The sequence below is a fragment of the Yoonia sp. JB2-21 genome, assembly GCF_055693545.1.
This window is the reverse complement of sequence record NZ_JBVFUC010000001.1, coordinates 1,434,008-1,452,343: the sequence shown is the minus strand read 5'-3', so window position 1 is coordinate 1,452,343 and position 18,336 is coordinate 1,434,008. Positions and strand designations below refer to the sequence as shown.

Genomic DNA, 18,336 nt, shown 5'->3' with positions numbered 1-18,336 from the left:
GCGCAATGGCCGATCCCTATGCAGCACATCGCGGGTTTATCCGCCCCGCTTGGCACGCCCGCGAGATGTGGCGCGTCTTGCTGATGGTTGTCACCTTCGAGATCGTCTTTGCTCTATCCCCCGCATTTTTGCGGCGTTCCTGCCAACGCAGGCGGCGGTGGATGCGTTTTACGATGGTGTGACCGCATTTGGGACGCTGACGCAGTTTGCGTCTTTTGGCATATCCGGGGTCGGGTTTCTGATCTTGCTGCGCCTTATCCACGGACGGGGGTTCTGGTCGCTGATTGGGCCTGCCGCGGCGGCGAAACGCGACTTGATCCGCGTGTCATGGGCCGTTGCGATTTGGTTGTTGATTTTGGAACTGTTGCCGCCGTGGATCAATATCGGCGATCTTGCGGAAGTCCGAAATTTTGGCGCATGGGTGACGCTGATCCCATTTGCCTTGGTTGCCTTGCTGATACAGGTCGGCACCGAAGAGATCTTTTTTCGCGGCTACCTGCAACAGCAGCTCGCCTGTATCTCCAGAAGTCGTTGGGTCTGGATGTTCGTGCCATCGGCGATGTTTGGCATGTTACACTTTTGGAACGGGAATGGTGCGGCAGAGGGCACCATCTGGGCGATCTGGGCCACGTTTCTGGGCCTGGCCTGTGCCGATCTGACCGCGCGGACGGGAAACCTAGGCGCAGCCATCGGCCTGCATCTGGCAAATAACGCCTTTGCCTTGCTGATCGTCAGTGTGAAGGATTGGCCATCGTCAGGATTGGCGTTGTTTCTGTATCCCTATGAGGACCCTGCGCTATATAGTTATGGATTTGAGGCCTTGTTCACACCTTGGGTCATCTTTCAATTGCTGACGATGCTGATCTCTGTTGCGATCATGTGGCTGGCGGCGCGGATTGCCGTGCGGCGCTGATTGCAATTCGTGACGCTCCGTCATATCTCAAAGGCTGAACATCGTGCGAAGGCCCGCTTATGAACTGGATTACGAACTACGTCCGCCCCACCATCAACTCGCTCTTTTCGCGTCGCGAAGTGCCGGACAATTTGTGGACGAAGTGTGATGACTGCGGCACCATGCTGTTTCACCGCGAATTGGCCGACAATCTGAACGTCTGCACGAATTGCGATCACCATATGGCAATTGGCGCGCGGGATCGTCTGCGGTCGATTTTTGATGGCGGTGTCTTTGTCGAGGTTGATGTGCCTGAGCCGGTTGCGGACCCGCTGCATTTCCGCGATCAGAAACGCTATACCGACCGCATCAAAGAGGCCCGCAAGAAAACCGGAGAACGCGATGCGATGCTGGTGGCCGAGGGCGAGATGGGCCGTACCGGTGTTGTCGTTGCAGTGCAGGATTTTTCCTTCATGGGCGGTTCAATGTCGATGTATGTCGGCAACGCGATTGTCGCTGCTGCTGAGCGTGCGATTGCACTCAAACGCCCGCTGATCCTGTTTTCGGCAGCTGGTGGCGCACGGATGCAAGAAGGCATTCTGGGTCTGATGCAGATGCCGCGTACAACGATTGCGGTGCAAATGCTGAAAGAAGCAGGCCTGCCGTATATTGTTGTTCTGACGCACCCGACAACGGGTGGCGTGACCGCGTCATATGCGATGCTGGGCGACGTTCAGATTGCAGAACCCAACGCGCTGATTGGCTTTGCCGGTGCCCGCGTGATCGAACAGACCATTGGGGAAAAACTGCCCGAAGGGTTCCAGCGCGCCGAATATCTGCTGGATCACGGGATGCTGGACCGCGTGACGATGCGCACCGCTCTCAAGGATGAGCTGGTGACGATTGTACGCCTGCTGATGAAGCAAGAGCCGCCTGTGAAGGGTGATCTGCCCGCGCCAGAGATTACGTCTGAAGCCACGCTAAAGCTTGAAGACCCGATCACCCCGGAAGACGCCAAGTGACCCAATCGTCGGACGTGATCCTGGAACGGATGATGACCCTGCACCCCAAGGTCATTGATCTGACCTTGGATCGTGTCTGGCGGCTGCTGGAGGCTGTGGGTAATCCGCAAGACCGATTGCCGCCCGTCGTGCATGTGGCCGGGACCAATGGCAAGGGATCCACCCAGGCGATGATCCGCGCCGGGCTTGAGGCGGGCAGGTCGCGCGTGCATGCCTACACCTCGCCGCATCTCGCGCGTTTTCACGAACGTATCAGGCTGGCTGGTGCCCTGATCACAGAAGAGGCACTGACGGATGTGCTGGATCGCTGCTATGTAGCGAACGGACCCGCGCCGATTACGTACTTTGAGATTACGACTGTTGCCGGTTTGTTGGCCTTTGCTGAAACACCTGCTGATTACACGCTGCTGGAAGTTGGCCTTGGCGGTCGTCTGGACGCGACGAACGTGATCTCTGATCCGGCGATTACGATTATCACCCCGGTTGATCTGGACCATCAACAGTTCCTTGGTGATACATTGGCTGCGATTGCGGGTGAAAAGGCGGGCATCATGAAGCGCGGCGTGCCCTGTATCGTTGGTCCACAACATGATGAGGCGATGGAAGTGATCGAGGCGCGGGCGGCGACGCTCGGCGCGCCGCTTCTGGCGTATGGTCAGCACTGGCATGTGAGCACTGAGCGTGATCGGCTGATCTATCAGGATGAGACAGGACTGATTGATTTGCCGATGCCTTACCTGCGTGGACCACATCAGGTCAGCAATGCGGGTGCCGCGATTGCCGCCCTGCGCGCTTTGGGCAAGGACGAGGCGGCTTGCGAGGCTGCGGTGACCCAAGCTTATTGGCCTGCACGAATGGAAAAACTGACCCAAGGGGCGTTGGTGGATTGGGCAGCCCCGGCCGAGCTTTGGTTGGACGGTGGGCACAACCCGGCGGCAGGCAAAGCCTTGGCGGACACGCTACGCGGCCAGCCTGACCGCCCGACTCATTTGATCTGCGGGATGTTGAAGACCAAGGATGTGGGAGGGTATCTGCGTCATCTTTCGGAAATCGCCGAAAGTCTGACCGCCGTGTCGATCCCCGGTGAAGCGGCAACGCTGACGGCCACAGAAACGGCGACGGAGGCCGAAAGAGTTGGTTTGCCCGGGATGGAGGCCCCGGATATCTGGCGGGCGATCAAGAGTATCAAGGACTCTGAGCCAAATGCGCGCATCCTGATCTGCGGGTCGCTCTATCTTGCGGGGCACGTAATGCGGGAGAATGCGGCATGATCCGGCATCTGGCCTTCGCACTGTCGCTTGTCGGCACGCAGGCCAACGCCGCAGATTTCTATTTCTGCTGGCAGGGGGCGAATGGCTATACGATGACCGGGCAGATGACGATCAATCCCAGCGCGCTTAACAAACCGGTTGTCACCCAAGACGATGTAACGCTGTTCAAGATTGCCGGATATCAAAACAGTCAGTTGTTGGGGAAATGGGATATGAGCACACGGGCCGAGGGGGCATCGTGGCTTTTGAATTATGATCCAGGGCGCAGCGTGTTCATGACGCCGGGCGAAATGGGCCTTGGTGTCAGCCAGGCGTGGAATGCGGACGGTACGGCCACCGACTGTGGCAATCCGGGTTTTGGTTTTAACCTTGGCAACTACGCACAGGATTTTTGCCTGAATGGCGTTTGGGTGGAAGAAAGTGGAATGCCGCCTGAGACGCCATTCCTTGTCAGCCCGGTGCCCGTTGACCCACTTTGTCGGGTTTACGCCCCAACAAGTTGACCGATTCGCGAATCAGTCCCTTGACGCCGAGATCACTTCATCGCTTAGTGTCGCTTCTAACGTGAAGCGCCATATTTAATAGGCGTGGGCGAGCAGTATTGGCAGGGCAAGAAGATGGGTCGCAAAGATCCGTCTTTTTGTTTTTTGTACCCCTGCTGTTCCGCTGCCAAAATGCCAAACCCGCAACAATTTGCCGCCGCGACTTTGTCGCGTTTGCATGCAAGCGTTTCGCTGACTAGGGTGCGACGACTGCCAGCGAAGGGTATGACGAAACTGTGTTGAAACGTTCATTTTTTTGGGCTTTGACGGCTCTCGCGATTGTGGGTTCTGGCCCATCCTTTTCTGATCCGGATGCGGGGGCCTATCTGGCAGGCCGTCAGGCCGGGATTGCAAACGACTTTGTGCAAGCGTCGCAATATTTTTCGCAAGGTCTGATTGCGGATCCCTCTAATGCCTATCTGCTGGAAAACGCGATGGTGTCATTTATCGCACTCGGGCAATTTGAACGCGCGATACCGATTGCGCAGTCTATCGTCGACCAAGGCTATGACAGTCAGGTCGCAAATCTGACGCTGAAGGTTGCCGATGCCAAGTCCGGCAACTGGGCCGGGATCTTTACGGCGCTTGAAGCGGGACGCAGCGTGGGGCCACTTGTTGACGGTCTGTCGCAGGCTTGGGCGCATCTCGGGCAGGGTGATATGACTGCGGCGATTGCCAGCTTTGATCAAGCGATCGAAACTGATGGCATGATGGTTTATGGCATGACGCACAAGGCGTATGCGCTGGCGTCCGTCGGTGATTTCGAGGGGGCAGAGGCGATCTTTGCCGCTGAGATGCCGGGTGGTATGCGATATAGTCGTCAAAGCGCGATCGCCCATGCGCAAATCCTCAGCCAGCTGGGCTGCAACGACGATGCGCTGGCAATTATTGATGGCATTTTCGGCAGTCAACTTGATGCAGGTGTCGTTGCGCTGCGCGACCAGATTGCGGCTGGTGATGCGGTTGCCTACAGCGCCGTGCGGACCCCTGAACAGGGACTGGCTGATCTGTTTCATTTGATTGCGGGCCTCGTTCAAGATGAAGCCCCCAAGCAATTTACGCTGCTTTATGCCCGTGCTGCCACATACTTGTGGCCCGAACATACCCCGGCTGTCTTGATGGCCGCGGGTTTGCTTGAGGAACTGGGCCAATATGATCTTGCCAATTCGGCCTACCGGACTGTTCCTCGTGATGATCCATCTTTTCACGCCGCTGAACTTGGCCGGGCAGAGGTCTTGCGCGATGCGGGCCGCAGCGATGCTGCAATCGAGGTGCTTGAGGCGCTGACCCGCAGCCACCCTGACTTGCCAGAGGTCTACTCCACCAAAGGTGACACTTTGCGGCAGGCCGAACGCTACGGTGATGCAATCGGGACGTACACGCGTGCCCTTGAGCTTTATGACGAAGATCACCGGGCCCGCTGGTTTGTGCACTATACCCGCGGGATTTCGTATCACAAAGTTGACGATTGGCCGAATGCAGAGGCCGATTTTCGTGCCGCATTGGCGTTGCAGCCGGATCATCCGCAAGTGTTGAACTATCTGGGCTACTCGCTCGTTGAACGCGGTGAGAAGCTGGATGAAGCGCTGGGCATGATTGAGACGGCGGCAGCAGCGCGACCTGAAAATGGCGCAATTGTAGACAGCCTGGGTTGGGTTTATTTCCAGCTTGGTCGCTATGAAGAGGCTGTCGTGCATCTTGAACGCGCGGCATCACTGGTGCCGGTTGATCCGGTGATCAATGACCATCTGGGTGATGCGCTTTGGGCCGTGGGCCGCGAGATCGAGGCCCGGTTCCAATGGCAGCGCGCCTTGTCTTTTGATCCGGAAGAGGAAGAAGTGCTTCGGATCCGTGACAAGTTGCAGCGTGGGTTAGATCTGGTTCTGGTGGATGAGGGGCTTGCCCCGATCCGAATTGCCAGTGGCGACGATTAAAGCCACAGCCCCAGCCAAGGTTAACCTGACCTTGCATGTGACCGGTCAACGCGACGACGGGTATCATCTGCTTGACAGTCTGGTGGTGTTTGCTGGTGTTGCGGATCAACTGAGCGCGAGTGTTGCCCCTGATTTGCGAATATCGGTCAGCGGACCGTTTTCGACAGGCGTGCCCACCGATCATACCAACCTGATGATGCGCGCAGCCGAGACATTGCGCGCGTTCCGGGGGGTGACGCAGGGTGCTGCCCTGACCCTTGAAAAACACCTGCCACATGCCGCTGGAATTGGCAGCGGATCATCGGACGCGGCGGCGACCTTGGCGATGTTGGCCGAGCTTTGGAGCGTCGCACCCTTGCCTGCCACAGCCGCAGAGGTCGTGGCCTTGGGCGCTGATGTTCCCGTCTGTGTCGATGCGCCGCGTCCTGTTCGCATGTCGGGGATTGGGGATGTGTTATCGCCGGTCGCGGCATTGCCTCAATGCGCGTTAGTTCTGGTCCGTCCCCCGGTCGAGGTGCCGACAGCGCATGTATTCAAAGGGCTTGCGACCAAAGACGGGACGCCGATGACGCAATTACCTGACGGGTTGGACTATGACGCATTCGCGCGTTGGCTGGCCGCCCAACGCAACGATCTGCAAGCCCCGGCAGAGGTAATTGCGCCGGACATCACGAAAGCCATCGCCAAGCTGAAATCTCTGCCCGCCGTCTCTGTCGCTGGCATGTCAGGATCAGGAGCAACCTGCTTTGCGCTGGTCAAGGATATGGCCACGGCCCGGCATGTGGCCCGGATCGTGCAGGTGGCCGAAATGGGATGGTGGGTTGCCCCGGCAGAGGTACTTTAGTCAGCGTCCGAGGATTGATCCATCCGCTTCCACAACAAGCTGAGCAGGGTTTCCCCGGCAAGTGGATTAGCGCAGTCTGAAATCAGGACGGGCACGCCAAATGGCACTGGTGCAGGCAGTGGCATGCTGGGGGTCTGCTGCTTGGCGACCCGTGAGATACTGCTGAAATCGGTGGCGTCCGTCATGCTGGAACCTTAGCCAATTATCCCAAGTCCGGCAAATCCAGTGCTTGGGCGACGGCTGTCATGCTGGTGACATTGATCGCATCCGTCCCATCCAACCGCGTCGGATCACCGTCCGCGACATATCCGTAACACCGCACAGCTGCCGCCTGCGCCGCACGGCAGCCAGAAGGCATATCGTCGATCATCACGGTCTGATTTGCTGTCACGCCGATGTCCTGCATGATCTGAAACAGCATATCGGGACTGGGCTTTGGTCCGTGCCGGTGGCCCGAATAAATGCGTCCCTCAAACCGTTCCCATAGGCCGGATGGTTTGAGCGTGATCTCCATCTTTTGCATTGGACCGTTGGAGGCGATGGCCACAGCGATGTCATGCGCGACCAGTGTGTCGATTAGGTCTGTGGCCCCCTCTATGACCGCGACGCCCTGTTTTAGCTTATCGAACACCAAACCGTAAATTTGATCCAGCCAGCCGTCGGGCAATTGTGCCCCGCGCTTTGCGGCCTCGACCCCGACTGACGCCATTGTGCCGCCGGAAAAGAGTGTGATGATTTCATCGGGCGGCATAATCAGGCCGTGCTGCCCCAAGAAATCCGCGATGATGACGTTCGTCACCGCCTCGGTGTCTACAAGCACACCGTCGCAATCAAAGATCACCAGTTCAGGATGCATGGCGCATGAAGCTGATCCAGGTGTCGCCGTAGCGCCTTTGGTCAAGGCTGAGGAAACCCTGCGGGGCGATCTGGGCGCGGTCTTCTTCCCAGACGATCAGGGCATCCGGCGCGATCCAGCCTGCGGTCTGGGCCGTGTGCAAGGCCTTGCCGCCAAGATCCTGTCCATAGGGTGGATCAAGGAACACAAGATTGCAGGGCTGCCCTTGGGGGAGTTTCGTGGCGTCTGCGCCCAGCAGGGTTGTTTCACCCTGCCTGCGCAGCTTTTGCACGTTTTCGCGGATCAGCTTTTGACCGACGCGCCCGTTTTCCACAAAGGTTACATGAGCCGCGCCGCGCGAGAGCGCCTCAAGCCCCAAAGCTCCGGTTCCGGCGAAAAGGTCCAGCACTTGCGCGCCCGCTATCGGGTCACCAAACCGACCGCCTTGCAGGACGTTGAACAGGCTTTCCCGGACGCGGTCGGTCGTGGGGCGTAGATGCGCACCGGTGTCGCCTTTGCCAACGGCGGCCAGCGCCGTACCACGATGGGTGCCGCCAATGATCCTCACGGTTTGAGCAGCGCTTTCATGTCCGTGGCGGGATCAGTGAGCAGGGCAGGGTCAGGGCTGCGCCCTGCTTCGATAAGGCGTTTGCCGATCATGTAGTTGCGCGGGTCGTTCATTGCGTCAACGGCCAGCAGGGTGTTCCCGTCGTAATACCAGTTTGACTGTACGCCAGCGGCGTCGCCTTTGCGCACATAGACATCCGTGTAGCCCATATTCAGCCCCGCGATCTGCAACTTGCAATCATACTGATCCGACCAGAACCAAGGTTTTGGCGTATAGGGTGCGTTTCCGCCTGCTATGTTGACCGCAACGGCCTCTGCCTGATCAATCGCGTTGCCGACGCTTTCAAGGCGGATTGTCTGCCCCCTGAATTCGCACGACGCGCAATCGCCAGCCGCCCAGATATGAGGATCGGATGTGCGACCGTAGGCATCCGTTGTGATGCCATTGCCAACATCAAGGCCCGCGCTTTCGGCAAGTATGGCGGCAGGGTTGATGCCGACGCCGACGACCGCAAAATCAATCGCGATCTCTGTGCCATCGGTCAGCTTCGCGCCGGTGACATGGGTTTCGCCCAACAAACGATCCAGCCCGACACCTTCGCGGATATCAACGCCATGGCTTTGGTGGAGCGCGCGAAAATAGTCGGACGTCTGCGGGGCCGCCACGCGCTGCAGGATGCGGTCGGCCATCTCTACCAAGATCACTTGCAACCCCAGCTTTGACGCGACCGCCGCCGCTTCCAGCCCGATGTACCCACCACCGATGATCAACACCCGCTTGCCTGCGGCGAAGGCGGGGGCCATCGCGTCCGCGTCGCTGAGGTCGCGCACGGCAAAGACGCCATCCAGCATTCCGCCGATTGACGCTGGCAAAGTGCGCGGATGCGCGCCGACAGTGAGGGCCAGTTCGTCATAGGCAAGCGTCTCACCATCGCTGAGCGTGACTGTTTTGGCGTCGCGATCAATACCAGTCACGCGTGTGTCCAGCCGAAGCGAAATGTTTTGATCGGCATAGAATTCCGCCGGGCGCAGATAGAGCCGCTCTTCCGCCATTTCCCCCAGCAAATAAGCTTTTGACAGGGGTGGGCGCTGATAGGGCGGCACCTTTTCGGCACCGATCAGAGTGATGTCACCGTCAAACCCCTCATTGCGCAGCTTTGCAACCAGCGATGCACCGGCCTGGCCAGCGCCTACAACAACAACGTGGGTCATGGGGGTACCTTTTTGTGTATGTCTGGCTCTTGTTTCGCCGAACTCTATATGTGAAGCGTTACAAGACACAATTGCGAACAGGGGCTATTTTTATGACTATCAACACTGGCGACACCTTGCCAAATGCAACATTGCTGATCATCGGCGACGACGGACCTGAAAAAGTGGCGATGTCCGACAAGCTTGAGAACCGCAAGGTTGTGATCTTTGGCTTGCCCGGCGCCTATACCGGCACCTGTTCAACGGCCCATGTGCCCAGCTTTATGGTCACGATTGATGATTTCAAAGCCAAGGGTGTGGATGAGATCATTTGCGTGTCGGTCAACGACCCGTTTGTGATGCAGGCTTGGGGCGAGAATACCCACGCGACAGCCGCCGGGATCACGATGCTGGCGGATGCTGAAAGCGAGTTCACGACAGCGATTGGCATGAACTTCAGCGCGCCACCTGTGGGTTTTGTAAACCGCTCCAAGCGCTATTCGATGTTGGTCGACAATGGTGTCGTCCAGATCCTGAACGCCGAGGGCAACCCCGGTGAATGCGAGATTTCCGCAGGTGAGACATTGCTGTCCGCCATGGAATAACCCATCAGTTTTTGGCACAAAAGAAAGGGCGTGGTCCAACGACTGGGTCGCGTTCTGCATCGGCATATCAATAGAACAACGGCGTGATACATTCGCGTATCGGTGCGATTGTTGCGTCAATTGTGTGAATGGCGGCTCTGAGCCGATTGTGTTGAAAAACTCGGTTTGAGAAGCGCGATGATGTGAGTGTTTATTGTGGCTGGCGTCGATCTTATGTCATCGCGGGGCGCATTGGGCGCAGTTTGGCGAGTTTGCGGAGGTTTTGGGCGGTTTCGGCGAGGAGGAATTCGTCTTTCGCACCGTTTGGTCCGCGCAGACGCAGGCGGTCGAGCCGCATGATCTTCTTGAGATGGGCGAAGAGCATTTCGACCTTCTTTCGTCGTCTGCTGGCTTCGGCATATGCGTCTGTCTTGGCGATCTCGCGTGCCTTGTCACGCGCCGCCTCATGGACATGCCGTGAGACAATGCGGGCATCTTTGTTGGGCGTGCAGCGTTCTTTGAGGGCGCAGGTGGAGCAGTGTGTCTTGCTGGCGTAGTACCGTTTGATGCCATCCTTACTAACGCCGGTGCGCGGGGTGCGCATCTTACGCCAGTACTTCTTGAGGGGTTTGCCACCAGGGCAGGTGTATTCGTCTGTGGCTGGATCGTAGCGGAACTCGAGATTAGTGAATGTCCCGTCTTTGCGATCTGATTTGTCGATCACTGGAACGTGCGGTTCAATGTCTTGATCGACCAGCCAACCCAGCATGTTGCCTGAACCATAGGCGGTGTCCGCTGCCAGCCGGTCTGGAAAAAGATCGAACCTGTCTCGCGTGCGGGTCAGCATTGTTTGGGTTGCCCCAACCTCAGCCGGACGGATGGCGCGGGTCGCCTCGACATCCAGAATGATCGCATGGTCAGTATCGATCAGATAATTGGTCGAATAGGCAAAGAATGCTGGTCCTTTCAACGCACCTGTCCACTGGCTGGCGGGATCAGAGAAGGATGTGAACTTTGGTGTCGTATCGCTTGCGGCACCAAATGCGGCGTCATCCAATGTCTCAAGATATTCCCGCACGGCTCGCGGAACGACCGCCGGGTCGATCTGCGCGGCCTCCCATTCCGCCTTTGACGCTGAGTATTGCTTGTTGGCATCGGCCTGGATGATGCTGGCATCTATCGCAAAGGTCTCGCCGCCAACCAAACCCTCAGCCATGCAGCGCTCCACGACCGTCTCAAATAGATGGCGGAACAGATCGCAGTCACGGAACCGTCCATGCCGGTTCTTGGAGAAGGTTGAATGATCGGGGATCGGATCTGACAGATCGAGTTTGCAGAACCAGCGATATGCGAGGTTCAGATGCACCTCTTCGCAGAGCCGACGCTCGGACCGGATGCCAAAGCAGTATCCAACCAGCAGCATGCGGATCATCAATTCCGGATCAATCGATGGGCGGCCTGTGTGGCTGTAGAAATCCGTCAGATGGGCGCGAATGCTGCTGAGATCAACGAACCGATCAATCGCACGCAGCAGGTGATCTTGCGGGACGTGATCTTCAAGCGAGAACTCATAGAACAAGGCCGCCTGCGCTTCCTGCTTCGGTCCCATCATCGCAATCAACCTCCAGTATGAATACCGAAATTGAATCAGCGATCAGCTCGCCAAACAAGCAGAGTTTTTCAACACAATCAGCCCAATGTGTCAAATGCTGCGCACCGGACGAATGACTGCTTCTAGCGACGAAAGCCGTTCAGGACCAAACCAAGGACAACCAATCCGCCACCCCAAAGATGATAGCTCTCAATCCGTTCACCCAGTAGCAGGACACCAAGCGCCCCACCAAAAAACGGCACTAGGTTATTGTAGGGTGCCGCGACGGATGGCCCTAATTTGGACGTTCCCAAGTTCCAAGCAAAGAACGCGAAAATGGATGGGAACAGCGCGAAATATATCATCGATCTCGCAACCACGGGCGTGTCGGGCATGGGAATTTCGCCACCTATTGTCAGCGCCAATACAAGCAAAACCGCGCTGCCAAGGACAATCAGTACGGCAAGAAACGATACCTCGCTTAGTCCTGAAGGCTTTAGCGGCAAGGATACACAATACCCGGCCCATGCGAGCGCAGACATAATTGCCCACACGTCGCTGCTGGCAATTTGGAACGCGAGAAAGGCATCTACGCTCCCTCGGAAAACCAAAATAAGCGCCCCAAGTAAGCCAAATAAGACTGCGAACGCGCCGATTGTTCCAATGCGCTCTTTCCAGATGATCGACGACATCAACACAATCAGCACAGGGGTTACGGCCAAATACAGCGATGCATTTAAGGCAGTGGTGTGTGCGACAGCCACGAACAGCGTCGTCGGGTAGACGACAACACCTAACGTTGAGATTAAGGTAAGACGTGGAAGGTTCCGGCGAATTTTGACGCCATAGGTTGGCCACGTCCACATCAGATAGATCGCAAAAACCAGCGCGCCAGGCCCCCACCGCCAAAGTGTCAACCATAATGCCGACCCTTCGCTTAAACCGAACCGCCCGACAGCATATGATCCGCCCCAAGCAATACACGCCGATAGGAGCAACATGTGCGCGGCAAAGCTGCGGTTCAAAATCATTTTTTCTGCGATCGACTACAGACATGTCAAAACAGCGGCTAGCCGACTTTGGGTGTTCATCCACGCCATTGTTACGATGGCGAAATTCAAGTTTCTGGGTGAGCAACAATGGCATCTCCAACTTGGACAACTCCGCCTTCCAAAATGTCGGCACGTAAACCGCCCCGATGGACAAGACCGCGCAGCATCCCCTGTGGTGTTGTGTTTTGCAGCCATGCGCAGGGTTCGGCCAACCTTGATCCCTGACACAAAATGTCACCGACCCAGAACCGCTTTCCCATGAGCGCGTTGAGGTCGATGTTTCGCGCGACGATGTTCCGACGCGCATCGGCGGCCGGCATGATCACACCATGGTCGGTTTCAAGCATTTCGATTGCTTCTACTTCAATAAGCGTCAGCGCCTGACCCCAACGGCCCTCGCCTTGAAAGTGGCCCTTTCCAAGCGCGTAGCGGTCGCCGTCAATTCCGACGCCTGCGATCAACAGTGCTGACGACAGGGGTTCTGCGGGTGCGCCCGACTCTGCAAAGCGATAAATCTCTTCAACAGTACCAGATTCTGCATTCCGCCTCGGCAATGATAAAGCCGGTGGGGCGATAACCCATCCTTCAACGACAGCGCCGTTTCCGCACGTGACGCCTTTCGGAACCCATGCAACACCAGACGGCGTTCCAGCCATCACGACATAGCCGTCACAGCCCTCCAATCGCGCGATCCACCATCCGGCCCATTCAAATGACGCGGGTTGATGGACAGGGATCAAGGCGAGGTTTTGCGCGGCCAACCACCAACCGATGCCCTCCCTGCCAAGCCCGCTGGGTGCGGCTGGAATAGTATCCACGTCAGCCTTTAGGATTTGGGCCAAACAGATTGAGAAGGTCTGGTTCTCCACAGAACGGGGCTGCGATGTGAGTGTCATGTGTATCGGTGTCCAAGCTGATGTGCCGCAACTGAATATAGGTCCAAGATACACGTGCGGGCTCATTGTGGCACCGCCATCTTTCTGCGATATGTTGGCGAAAATGCCAATATACGGTCAGATTATGCCAAAGAGACAAAGAGTAAACCGAGAGCGTACTGCGCACGGCGTTCCGGCCCCTTCGGCACGCAATACTCCCCTAGTCTGTCTTCTGGCCTACGACGGGCTTTGCGCGTTCGAGTATGGGATTGGGCTTGAAGTGTTCGGGCTTCCAAGACCGGAATTTGAGCATTGGTATAGACTGACCACTGTGGCTGCAGAAACGGGTCCGTTACGGGCCATCGGTGGTATACAGGTTATGGCCGAGGCGGGCCTTGAACAGCTGTCCAAAGCAGACGTCATTCTTGTTCCTGGTTGGCGCGATGCGCATGCCCTTGTACCGCAAGATTTAATCACTGCTCTCAGGACGGCCCACAGAAATGGTGCGCGGATCGCATCAATCTGTTCAGGTGCATTCGTTCTCGCGGCGGCAGGCTTGCTGGACGGCAAACGGGCGACAACCCATTGGCGGTACGCGAATATCCTGTCGCGAAAGTATCCGAACGTTCGGGTCGAGGCTGATGTTCTCTACATTGAGGATCAATCAATTTTAACCTCGGCGGGTTCAGCGGCCGGTCTGGATCTTTGCCTGCATATTGTCCGGCAAGATTACGGGGCAGCCGTGGCTAATACCGTTGCCAGACGTCTTGTGCTTCCAGCACATCGTGACGGCGGCCAACAGCAGTTTCTGACCGCACCGGTTTCACACGAACTTGGCGGGCGGATCGCACCGTTATTGGACATGATACGCAAGAACCCCGACCAACAATGGACTGTGTCCCGAATGGCAGACACCGCAGGCCTGACACCGCGCACCTTTATGCGGAAATTTCGGGAAACGACAGGTCACACCCCTTTAGAATGGCTGACAACAACGCGCGTATCACACGCGGTAGACCTGTTGGAGACGACGGATATCGCGTTGCACAACATCAGCAAGCTGTCAGGATTTGGCAGCGGGGAAACGTTTCGCCGTGAATTCCGGAAACGACGTGGAACGTCGCCGTCAAAATACAGGGCCATGTTCGGCAGCAATAAGGGCGCCAATTGACGCTGAACGGCAGGAGGAGACCAACGTGACACTGCTTTCGGTCAACATGAATGTTGCCGCATTACTGCGCAACAGACGCGACCACGCTTGGCCAGATGTCGTGGCTTTGGGCCGGATCGCATTGGAGGCCGGCGCAGGGGGTCTAACGGTGCACCCGCGACCTGACGAACGCCACACACGTCCCAGCGATGTGTACAATCTGCGCACGATGATGACCGACGAATTCCCAGGCCGCGAGTTGAACGTAGAAGGCTTCCCTGATGCTCGGTTTCTTGCATTGGTTCGCGATGTGCAGGCCGATCAGGTGACCTTGGTGCCCGATACCCCAGAGCAATCCACCAGTGATCATGGCTGGGATTTTACGTCTAAGGGTGAAATGCTTCGTGATGTTACCCGCGATCTTAAGACGAACGGACACCGTGTTGCGCTCTTTGCCGATCCGGATTCGGAACAAATGAAATCTGCCGCCAAAACTGGGGCAGACCGGGTTGAACTATATACTGGCCCCTATGGCGGGTCATATCACGACGCTAACGCGCAAAAGCAGGAGCTTGATCGTCTGATCGAGGCCGTCACGGAGGCGAAGGAGCACGGCCTCGTAGTGAACGCCGGGCACGATCTAACCGTTGACGGAGCCGCGCGCCTCATCGCCCGCGCCCCGTCCATCGCTGAGGTTTCGATCGGTCATGCGCTGTTCTGCGATACTGTGACGTATGGGATGGCTGAAACAGTTCGCCGTTATCTTCTGTCCTGCACCACCAAATCGGACAGCGTATGACAAGCCAATCAAGAAACTTCGAGTGCGTAGAACCTGACGCGGAGTCCTATGCGGAATACTCTTCTCGGTTTGGTGAATACAACAAAGAGGCAAGCGGTTGGGATGTGCAGACCTTTAGCTTGGTCTTACGAGACGGTGCCCGCATCAGTGCAGGCGGTCGAGGGCATGTCTATCTCGGCGCGCTCGAAGTTCGTGGGCTTTGGGTTGATGATGATCTTCGCGGGACTGGCATCGGGTCTGATTTGCTGAAAGGCATCGAAGAAGAAGTCCGAACGCGCGGTGCCACAAAAGCCTTGCTGTATACCTATTCGTGGCAGGCCGAGACGTTTTACCGATCCTACGGATATGAAGAGTTTTCACGGTTTGATTTTCCCGACGGACACCACCGGATCGATATGCAGAAATCACTGTGATCGAAATAAACGGGATCGGGACCCGTATGGCGCCAAAATAAACATCGTATGAAAGCAGCAGAGACAGTCTATGTCCAACACCATCAAAATGCTCACCCGCTACAAAGCTTGGGCGGACGAGATTACGTTTCCATCGCTTTTGGCCTTGCCTGTTGATGAGGTCACCAAGGAACGTCCGACCAATTTCGGCACGATGCTGAAAACGCTGAACCACGTCTTTGTGGTCGACGATATTTTCCGCCATCACCTGACAGGTCAGGCGCACGGCTATACAGCGCGTAACACCGACGACACACCATCGCTGGAAGACCTCTTCAGTGCGCAAATAGCCATGAACGCTTGGTACGTTGATCTCGCCGCGGGACTACCCGAGCAAGACTTTTGCGAAACTGTGACGTTCAAGTTCGTCGACGGCACAGAAGGATCAATGACGCGCGAAGAGATACTGTCGCACGTCGTCAATCATGCGACCTACCATCGTGGGTTCGTTAACGACATGATGTATCAAATTCCTGCGCAACCGCCCGCAAATGATCTACCGGTCTTTCTGCGCGATGCAGCGAGATGAGAGCGCGAAGGCAAAGGACACCAATAACAAGCATAGCGCGCGGACATCACATCTCTTCCCCTTTGTCAGAGTATCGCCTCATTGAAGAAAAGGAGCTTTGAAATGCCGAACCGCCTCCATTTTACCGCAGCCGCCCTCACCACCTTGCCCGTTGTGCTGCGCATTCATCCGATAAATCCGGAAGCACGCAGAACCGTTTCCTCACCAGGGGATGTCACGGGTCTGACAACTCTTGGAATAAACATTTTTGAGGTCGCTCCCGGGGACAAGAGCACTGAATATCATGTTCATGCCTGTGAAGATGAAGCCATCTACGTTCTGAGCGGAGCAGGCACTGCGCGTACTGGCGACGACACCTATGCCATCCATGCGGGAGATTTCATCGGTTACCCCAAAGGCGGGCCAGCCCATGAAATTCGCAACACTGGCGATGAACCACTGCGCCTTCTCGTCATCGGCCAACGGCTTCAGGAAGACATAATAGACTACCCCGATCACGGCAAACGTCTCTACTGCTGCGCTGGTCGGCCCAACGATTTGGTGGATGTTGCTCACATCACGTCTTTGGATACCGCGGACTGACGCTCGCCTATTCAGCAAAAACGGTCCTGACTGACCTCTTTCTGTTATGCAGGGCGAAGTAAGCTTTCGCTGCGGTCGCGCGAATGTCCTCAGCGGGACTTTGGGGATTTGATTGAATCACAGTCTCGACGTCGGGAACGGCATAGAAATCCCGCTTGGTATCTATGCAAATCTGACGACCTACTTTTAGAACTTCGGTAGTAAGGTACGATTTCCAAATGATGGCCAAAACGACGGAGAACAATCAGAGATCATGGAACGCCTCACGATATGACGCGTGGGTTTCAGCGTTTGGCCCTCCCGAAGCTGAGGCTGGGCGGATCATATCCAAACCTCAACATCCAGTTCGTCGCATTTTGCCATTTCTAGGAACACCAGAAGCGAAGCGTATTTGTAGCATACAGGGCTCGCATGGTCGGGTTGCTGTTGCTCTCGCAATCATGGGCGCGGACGTTCATGTCATCGACTTCGCAGAAGACAACCGCCGCTACGCCACAGAATTGGCAACTGCTGCGAACGTCTCGATAGACTACGTGCTTTGCGATATCATACAGGCGGCATCGCTTGATTTGCCTTACAAATTTGATGCGCTCGTTCTTGAGCTGGGCATTCTTCACTATCATCAAGATATCGAACAGTTTTTTTCGATCATGCGTCATCTCGTTGCTGAAGATGGGGTGCTGATCTTGAACGAATTTCATCCACTGCAGCGCAAGCTTTATTGGAAGGATGGGCCGCAAGACTATTTCTCGGTGGATATGGTGGAAGCCGACGTACCCAACCCAGATACTGTCGGAGCCTCACTCGGCAAGTGCTTGTACCGCTTCTGGACACTCAGTGAGATCTTCACTGCATTGATGAAAAATGGTTTCCAAATAGTACAATTTGAGGAACATCCAGATTGGGAAGATCAAAAGCTACCGGGTACGTTCACGGTACTTGCCCAAACTTCGCGATAACGCATAAAGCAGACCTTGGCGCAGCCGCAGCGAATTGCCGCTTTGTCCCGCAAACCCGAGGGTTGCGTGGTTAGATACTCATTGTAACAAGCGCGCCTGCTGTCTGCTGGCTCTGTCTCAAAACGTCTTAACATCGTGCCACCATATCCGTGACGCAGATCAAGGCGTCCTGTCCTGCTTACTTGTATCATGAGGGCAACCAAAAGGAGCTGTCTCATGTACAACAACATCCTCGTTCCCGTCTCATTCGAAGCTGATCGTAATGCCCAAGGCGCGATGGAAATCGCCAAGACCCTCTGCGCGGAAGGCGGTACAATCACCTGTTTGCATGTGCTGGAACAATTGCCCGCCTATGCGACCCAATATTTACCGGAAAGCCATCTGGCAGACACCAAGGCGCAAGTCATCGAAGGTCTTGCTTCTTTGACAGAAGGGTTCCCCAACGCCACAATTTTGGTGGTTGACGGGCATTCATCGCGAACCATTCTGAACCATGCTGATCATAATAATGTGGATTTGATCATCATCGCCAGCCACCAGCCGGGCATGCAGGATTACCTGTTGGGATCAACTGCGGCAAAGGTGGTGCGCCACGCCAAATGCGCGGTGCATGTACTGCGCTAAGGGATAAGGCTGGCCTCGTTAGCATCCCGCTGATAGGCCAG

Annotated in this window: 21 protein-coding genes; 14 read left to right on the top strand and 7 right to left on the bottom strand. The window is 56.4% G+C overall.

Going from position 1 to position 18,336, the window contains the following annotated elements; all coding sequences use genetic code 11:
• Positions 1-67 precede the first annotated feature (67 nt).
• The 6 genes from ACZ1G5_RS07255 (at position 68) to ACZ1G5_RS07230 (ending at position 6,505) form a co-directional block, all read left to right on the top strand.
• The gene (locus ACZ1G5_RS07255) at positions 68-913 is read left to right on the top strand and encodes a lysostaphin resistance A-like protein (RefSeq protein WP_472732204.1); all 846 of its coding nucleotides are present in this window, start codon (positions 68-70) and stop codon (positions 911-913) included.
• Positions 914-972: 59 nt separating this feature from the next.
• Positions 973-1,914, top strand: a complete 942-nt coding sequence (accD, locus tag ACZ1G5_RS07250; RefSeq protein WP_472732203.1) for an acetyl-CoA carboxylase, carboxyltransferase subunit beta — start codon at positions 973-975, stop codon at positions 1,912-1,914.
• 29 nt (positions 1,915-1,943) lie between these two features.
• The gene (locus ACZ1G5_RS07245) at positions 1,944-3,185 is read left to right on the top strand and encodes a bifunctional folylpolyglutamate synthase/dihydrofolate synthase (protein WP_472734289.1); all 1,242 of its coding nucleotides are present in this window, start codon (positions 1,944-1,946) and stop codon (positions 3,183-3,185) included.
• On the top strand, positions 3,182-3,688 hold the full coding sequence (locus ACZ1G5_RS07240) for a hypothetical protein (RefSeq protein ID WP_472732202.1): 507 nt from the start codon (positions 3,182-3,184) through the stop codon (positions 3,686-3,688). The genes ACZ1G5_RS07245 and ACZ1G5_RS07240 overlap by 4 nt, the downstream gene beginning before the upstream one ends.
• A 275-nt stretch (positions 3,689-3,963) precedes the next feature.
• Positions 3,964-5,661 carry a tetratricopeptide repeat protein gene (locus ACZ1G5_RS07235; protein WP_472732201.1) on the top strand — a complete coding sequence of 566 codons (1,698 nt, stop codon included), beginning with the start codon at positions 3,964-3,966 and terminating at the stop codon, positions 5,659-5,661.
• Complete coding sequence (locus tag ACZ1G5_RS07230; RefSeq protein WP_472732200.1) at positions 5,618-6,505, top strand: 4-(cytidine 5'-diphospho)-2-C-methyl-D-erythritol kinase; 888 nt, start codon at positions 5,618-5,620, stop codon at positions 6,503-6,505. Before ACZ1G5_RS07235 ends, ACZ1G5_RS07230 begins: the two co-directional genes overlap by 44 nt.
• On the opposite strand, the gene ACZ1G5_RS07225 is transcribed toward ACZ1G5_RS07230, so the two are convergent.
• Genes ACZ1G5_RS07225 through ACZ1G5_RS07210 form a run of 4 tightly spaced genes read right to left on the bottom strand, consistent with a single transcriptional unit; the run spans position 6,502 to position 9,119 of the window.
• Complete coding sequence (locus tag ACZ1G5_RS07225; RefSeq protein WP_472732199.1) at positions 6,502-6,690, bottom strand: hypothetical protein; 189 nt, start codon at positions 6,688-6,690, stop codon at positions 6,502-6,504. The genes ACZ1G5_RS07230 and ACZ1G5_RS07225 overlap by 4 nt on opposite strands.
• Positions 6,691-6,707: 17 nt before the next feature.
• Positions 6,708-7,361 (bottom strand): HAD family hydrolase, encoded by a 654-nt coding sequence (locus ACZ1G5_RS07220; RefSeq protein ID WP_472732198.1) that lies wholly within the window; start codon positions 7,359-7,361, stop codon positions 6,708-6,710.
• Positions 7,351-7,908, bottom strand: a complete 558-nt coding sequence (rsmD, locus tag ACZ1G5_RS07215) for a 16S rRNA (guanine(966)-N(2))-methyltransferase RsmD (RefSeq protein WP_472732197.1) — start codon at positions 7,906-7,908, stop codon at positions 7,351-7,353. Before rsmD ends, ACZ1G5_RS07220 begins: the two co-directional genes overlap by 11 nt.
• Positions 7,905-9,119 (bottom strand): NAD(P)/FAD-dependent oxidoreductase, encoded by a 1,215-nt coding sequence (locus ACZ1G5_RS07210; RefSeq protein ID WP_472732196.1) that lies wholly within the window; start codon positions 9,117-9,119, stop codon positions 7,905-7,907. Before ACZ1G5_RS07210 ends, rsmD begins: the two co-directional genes overlap by 4 nt.
• 92 nt (positions 9,120-9,211) lie before the next feature.
• Here ACZ1G5_RS07210 and ACZ1G5_RS07205 point away from each other — a divergent pair, with 92 nt between their 5' ends.
• The gene (locus ACZ1G5_RS07205) at positions 9,212-9,703 is read left to right on the top strand and encodes a redoxin family protein (RefSeq protein WP_472732195.1); all 492 of its coding nucleotides are present in this window, start codon (positions 9,212-9,214) and stop codon (positions 9,701-9,703) included.
• A 211-nt stretch (positions 9,704-9,914) separates the two neighbouring features.
• On the opposite strand, the gene ACZ1G5_RS07200 is transcribed toward ACZ1G5_RS07205, so the two are convergent.
• The 3 genes from ACZ1G5_RS07200 to ACZ1G5_RS07190 all read right to left on the bottom strand — a co-directional run bounded on the left by ACZ1G5_RS07200 (position 9,915) and on the right by ACZ1G5_RS07190 (position 13,221).
• Complete coding sequence (locus ACZ1G5_RS07200) at positions 9,915-11,294, bottom strand: IS1182 family transposase (RefSeq protein WP_472732194.1); 1,380 nt, start codon at positions 11,292-11,294, stop codon at positions 9,915-9,917.
• Positions 11,295-11,416: 122 nt separating this feature from the next.
• Positions 11,417-12,274 carry a DMT family transporter gene (locus ACZ1G5_RS07195; RefSeq protein WP_472734288.1) on the bottom strand — a complete coding sequence of 286 codons (858 nt, stop codon included), beginning with the start codon at positions 12,272-12,274 and terminating at the stop codon, positions 11,417-11,419.
• 116 nt (positions 12,275-12,390) lie between these two features.
• A complete protein-coding gene (locus ACZ1G5_RS07190) occupies positions 12,391-13,221 on the bottom strand; it encodes an MOSC domain-containing protein (RefSeq protein WP_472732193.1) in 831 nt (276 codons plus the stop codon).
• Between ACZ1G5_RS07190 and ftrA the strand changes: the two genes are divergently transcribed.
• The 7 genes from ftrA to ACZ1G5_RS07155 all read left to right on the top strand — a co-directional run bounded on the left by ftrA (position 13,220) and on the right by ACZ1G5_RS07155 (position 18,295).
• Positions 13,220-14,371, top strand: a complete 1,152-nt coding sequence (ftrA, locus tag ACZ1G5_RS07185) for a transcriptional regulator FtrA (protein ID WP_472732192.1) — start codon at positions 13,220-13,222, stop codon at positions 14,369-14,371. The two genes, ACZ1G5_RS07190 and ftrA, sit on opposite strands and share 2 nt — an antisense overlap.
• Positions 14,372-14,396: 25 nt before the next feature.
• Positions 14,397-15,149, top strand: coding sequence for a pyridoxine 5'-phosphate synthase (locus tag ACZ1G5_RS07180; RefSeq protein WP_472732191.1), 753 nt, complete (start codon positions 14,397-14,399; stop codon positions 15,147-15,149).
• Positions 15,146-15,562 (top strand): GNAT family N-acetyltransferase, encoded by a 417-nt coding sequence (locus ACZ1G5_RS07175; RefSeq protein ID WP_472732190.1) that lies wholly within the window; start codon positions 15,146-15,148, stop codon positions 15,560-15,562. Before ACZ1G5_RS07180 ends, ACZ1G5_RS07175 begins: the two co-directional genes overlap by 4 nt.
• A 70-nt stretch (positions 15,563-15,632) precedes the next feature.
• Entirely contained in the window at positions 15,633-16,130 is a 498-nt protein-coding gene (locus ACZ1G5_RS07170) for a DinB family protein (RefSeq protein ID WP_472732189.1), read from the top strand.
• A gap of 102 nt (positions 16,131-16,232) precedes the next feature.
• Complete coding sequence (locus tag ACZ1G5_RS07165) at positions 16,233-16,712, top strand: cupin domain-containing protein (protein ID WP_472732188.1); 480 nt, start codon at positions 16,233-16,235, stop codon at positions 16,710-16,712.
• A 218-nt stretch (positions 16,713-16,930) separates the two neighbouring features.
• Positions 16,931-17,671, top strand: coding sequence for a class I SAM-dependent methyltransferase (locus ACZ1G5_RS07160; RefSeq protein ID WP_472732187.1), 741 nt, complete (start codon positions 16,931-16,933; stop codon positions 17,669-17,671).
• A gap of 216 nt (positions 17,672-17,887) precedes the next feature.
• A complete protein-coding gene (locus tag ACZ1G5_RS07155) occupies positions 17,888-18,295 on the top strand; it encodes a universal stress protein (protein WP_472732186.1) in 408 nt (135 codons plus the stop codon).
• The last annotated feature ends 41 nt before the right edge of the window (positions 18,296-18,336 follow it).